The 4,530-nt window shown below is 54.5% G+C and carries 3 protein-coding genes; 2 read left to right on the top strand and 1 reads right to left on the bottom strand.

Annotated elements, in window-relative coordinates:
- Window positions 1-217: 217 nt before the first annotated feature.
- On the bottom strand, window positions 218-1,411 hold the full coding sequence (locus tag AC221Y_RS20570; protein ID WP_486708240.1) for a pyridoxal phosphate-dependent aminotransferase: 1,194 nt from the start codon (window positions 1,409-1,411) through the stop codon (window positions 218-220).
- Between the two features lie 587 nt (window positions 1,412-1,998).
- On the opposite strand from AC221Y_RS20570, the gene AC221Y_RS20565 reads away from it, so the two are divergent.
- The gene (locus AC221Y_RS20565) at window positions 1,999-3,171 is read left to right on the top strand and encodes a cation:proton antiporter (RefSeq protein ID WP_486708239.1); all 1,173 of its coding nucleotides are present in this window, start codon (window positions 1,999-2,001) and stop codon (window positions 3,169-3,171) included.
- A 253-nt stretch (window positions 3,172-3,424) separates the two neighbouring features.
- Window positions 3,425-4,530, top strand: a 1,106-nt coding sequence (locus AC221Y_RS20560; protein WP_486708238.1) for an HAD-IC family P-type ATPase, incomplete at its 3' end; no start/stop codon positions are given.

Here is a 4,530-nt window from a genome sequence, read left to right as displayed (position 1 = left end):
AGCTTTGTCCGCATAGCGGATATTGGCTCACAATTCAGGTAGATGCCCTCTCTGGGCTCAAGGTCACCGATACCGGAACAAAGCAGCTGCGAAACTGTGTCCCAAGAACGCAGAATAAACTCACCTGTTCGGCATGCGTCTTCACCTTGGCTTTTTGGCAAGGTTGCCCGGCAACGACGGCTTTTGCGGCGACAGCAGATAAACCATCAAAAGGCGATCAGGTGCCAAAATGGGACTCCAGACGGTCAAATGCAGTGTTTATGGTGTCATCTTCCACGCAGTAGGCCATGCGAACGTGGTTTTCTCCCGACGGCCCAAAGGCGCTGCCAGGCGTGACTGTTATCTTAACCTCATTCAGCAAATAGTGCGCAAATTCGACGGCGCTTTCGTGCTTTGCCACGATGCGCGGAAAAACGTAGTAGGCCCCGTCCGGAGGCACGTATTGAAATACATGTTTCAAGCGATCCAGCCTTTCGCAGATCAGGGACCTGCGGCGGCCGAGAATAGTGCTGAACTCGGCCAAATGGACAGGCTCGGCCCCCAACGCCGCGATGGCCGCAACCTGCGATATCCGCGGGGTACAGATCATCGTGAGGTCGTGGATCTTCACGATCTCGTCTCTTAGACCCGCAGGCAGAACCATGTAACCGACCCGCCAACCGCTCATTGCGTAGGCTTTGGAGAAGGTGAACAGATAGGCAATGTTGTCAGTGTATTCCGGCGCCGTTGCGAGATTGAAAAAGCGGTCGCTGTTTTCGTAGGTGAAATAGCTGTAGGGATCGTCAAGAATAATCAACAGCCCATGTTTCTTTGCAATGTCGGCGGCGGCCCGCAGGGTCTCTTCGGTCAAGATACTTCCCGTGGGATTGGAAGGTGACACCAGAACGATGGCTTTGGTCCGCGGTCCGATCAGGGCAGGTAGCGCTTCGATATCCAACTGCCAGCCGCTCGCTTCGTCCATCTTCCAAAAAACCGGAGTTCCGCCGTTAAACCGGATCTGCGTGATGTGCGAAACGAAACCCGGATCGGTGACAATAACCTCGTCTCCCGGATCGACGATCACATGAAAGAGCGTGTTTAGTCCTTCCATATTTCCTGCCGTTATCATCACGTTTCGCTCCGGGTCGACGGGGAGGCCGGTTCTGCGTGAGTGCTCCCGCGCGGCTGCTTCGCAAAGTTCGGGAAGGCCACCCGGCAGCGCATACATTCCTATCTTTGGGTCATCTTCAAGCCTTCGGGCGACGGCCTGCCTGATTGGTTCCGGCGTCGGAAAAGAGGGCAAACCCCAAGCAAGCGAGGCGGCACCGGGAACTTTCGCACTCAAGATCGACATTTCCTTGATAGCGGAAATCGTAACGGACCGGGAACGGGCAGAAACCATTTCAGAAACGCTGCTTTCAGTCTTTGTCATCCGGAAACCTCATTTCCTGGAAACGTGGCTGTCGTCAAATAGTATATAGGATTGCGGCAAGCCCTTAACTCGAGGCGCCGGTCAAATCTTTGGATTGATTATGCTGCTTTTCTAGAGTGTTGCAAGCAACGCAGAGATTTCGTCAGAAGAAACGTGGTTCAAACAGGCTGGGCGGGTTATGAAACCCTCGCATCGCAAGAACAGCCATTTGCATCAGTCTAAAGCACCATTTGAAGTCATCCGCTTGGCGGTCATTTTGCCAGTCCGTTTTCGGCACTTCCCATCACCAACCCCACGTTGGCAGAAAAGTGTACCACAGCTTTCCGGCAATGCGGCGAAGGACCGCCCTGAGTCCAAACTGGGCATTAAATGAGGGCGGTGAACCTGAATGCAAAGTGGCAACAACAGACGTTCACTGAATGCCAGGGCACAGGGCTGCGAAAAACAAAGGGATATGGTTTCAAATCGGGCTATCAGAATTGCCTTGGGCCGCTGTCAGCTCTCGACCTGGTCGAAATGTTGATTCCCCAAGTTGACTTTTTTAACTATCGTTCTCAAAACCCACGACCTAATAAGGCGCCAAGATCATGGACCTGGCCTATATACTCATCACACTCGGCGCCCTTTTTGCGGCTGGACTGACAGTCAACGAGATTGGCAAACGCACCCGGCTGCCGCGCGTTACCTTACTACTCGGCTGCGGGATTATTGCCGGCGGCTCCGGCTTTAATCTGATCCCTCTGAACAACGAAGTCTGGTACGAATTCCTGTCGATAACGGCGCTGACGATGGTCGCCTTCCTGCTTGGGGGCTCGCTGACCAAGAAAAACCTGTACGCCCACGGCAAACCCATTCTGCTGATTTCAGCCTCGATCGTCCTCACGACTCTTGTCGTTGTAAGTTTGGGTCTCTGGATGCTTGGAATGGATATTGCAATCGCGCTGCTGCTTGGCGCTATCGCTACAGCTACCGCCCCGGCCGCGACGCAAGACGTGATTCGCCAATCCGGGGTAAACAGCGGTTTTACCGACACCCTGAAGGGTGTTGTTGCTATTGACGATGCTTGGGGACTGATAGTTTTCAGTCTGATGATCGCGCTGGCACATCACTTGAACGGAAATGTTGACGCTCAGATTCTGCCCGACGTCATCTGGGAACTTGGTGGGTCCATTCTGCTCGGCGCTCTGATAGGCCTTCCGGGCGCTTTTCTCACTGGTCGCCTCACAGGGGGCGAGCCGCTGCAAATAGAGGCGCTTGCGCTCGTTTTTTTAACTGCTGGCCTTTCGATGTGGCTGGACCTGTCATACTTGATTTCCGGTATGACCGCCGGAACGATAATCGTGAACCGGGCGCGTCACCACACGCGCGCTTTCCACGAAATAGAGCACATACAGTGGCCGTTTATGATCTTGTTTTTCATTCTTGCGGGCGCAGCTCTGGAAACCTCAACCATTGCGACAATCGGAAATATCGGGTTGGCTTACGTGGTTTTGAGGACGGTCGCCCGCGTAGTTGGCGGTTGGATGGGAGCAGCCCTCGGAGGCGCACCGGAAGCTGAGCGTGGCTGGTTCGGCATCGCACTGATGCCTCAGGCAGGGGTGGCAATTGGCATGGCACTGGTGGCCAGCGCGCAATTTCCCGATGCATCTGAAACAATTATTGCGCTCACAGTCGGAACCACGGTTGTATTCGAAATAATTGGGCCTGCCGCGACCCTGTTCGCGATCCGTCGGGTGACCAAACCGGAGATGCGTAACTGAATGAGCTGGCAGCAAAGAGCTCGTCTTTCACCACCGGGTAACCAAGATGCGTCGGCGAAGGGCAACTCTAAACGCATAGAGATATTCATTCTGTCCGGGACATTACGACTGTTCACTGTTGAGAACCCGCAAGTAATAGGCCACGGTGAAATCACAGAATTTTCAGCTCGAGGCCGCATCCGCTATAACCTTCCATGACGAGGTGTTCAAAGTCGGCCGCTAGCGTGAAAAGGGGATAAGAAAGGCGGGGCAGATGGACCAATATCACACTGCATCTCTGAAGGACGCATTGCGCGCGCTTGACACTTCCCCTGACGGGTTGAGCGAGCAGGAGGCGGCCTCGCGGATCAGGACCTTCGGCCCAAATGAGTTGAAAGTCGGCAAGAGCACGCCAGAGATCATCAAATTTCTTCTTCAATTTAAGAACTTCTTCGCCATTCTCCTGATTGTGGGTGGCGGTTTGGCAATGACTGCTGAGCGCATGGATCCTGGCCAAGGCAATCTCTACATCGCCATCGCTTTGGTCGGCGTGGTAATTCTAAATGCCGCCTTCACATATTTCCAAGAGCATCAAAGCGAAAGGATCATGGACAGCTTCAACAAGATGCTGCCGTCAAAAATTACTGCCATTCGTGACGGGCAGCCCCGCGAAGTCGCGGTTGCCGAACTGGTTCCGGGCGATGTGATCATCCTGAATGAAGGCGACCGGGTGCCTGCGGATGGCCGCTTGATCGCGGCCAGGGAGTTGAAGGTCGATAATTCATCGCTGACCGGCGAGAGCGAACCCCAACTTCTGGACGAAGGCAAATCTGCCGAGAACCCGCTCGAAAGCCCAAACATGGTCTTTTCGGGATCGCTGGTACAGAATGGTGAAGGCCGGGTTGTGCTGTGTAATACCGGCATGCGCACCCAGATCGGGAACATTGTCGAGCTGACCAAGGTCACCGAGGCCACTGAGACGCCGATCCACAAGGAACTCAAGTACTTCATCAAGGTCATCAGCTTCATCGCGATTATACTTGGGGTGAGTTTCTTTATCGTCTCTGTTGCCATCGGAAACGGGGTGGTCAGCAGCCTGATCTTCGCAATCGGAATCATCGTGGCAAATGTGCCCGAGGGTCTGTTGCCGACCGTAACGCTGAGCCTGACGATGGCAAGCCGCCGGATGGCGGAGAAGAACGCGCTGATCAAGAACCTCGAAAGCGTGGAAACCCTTGGCTCGACAACGGTGATCTGCACCGACAAGACCGGCACGCTGACCCAGAACCGGCTTGGCGTGAACACGGTTGTTGTCGGCGGTGATGCTTACCGCGCCGACGATTTGGATGTTGCCAAGGCTGCTGCATTCGAGCGGCTCTT

Source organism: Boseongicola sp. (assembly GCF_057460485.1).
The sequence above is the reverse complement of the archived record's forward strand: the minus strand, read 5'-3'. Positions and strand labels throughout refer to the sequence as shown.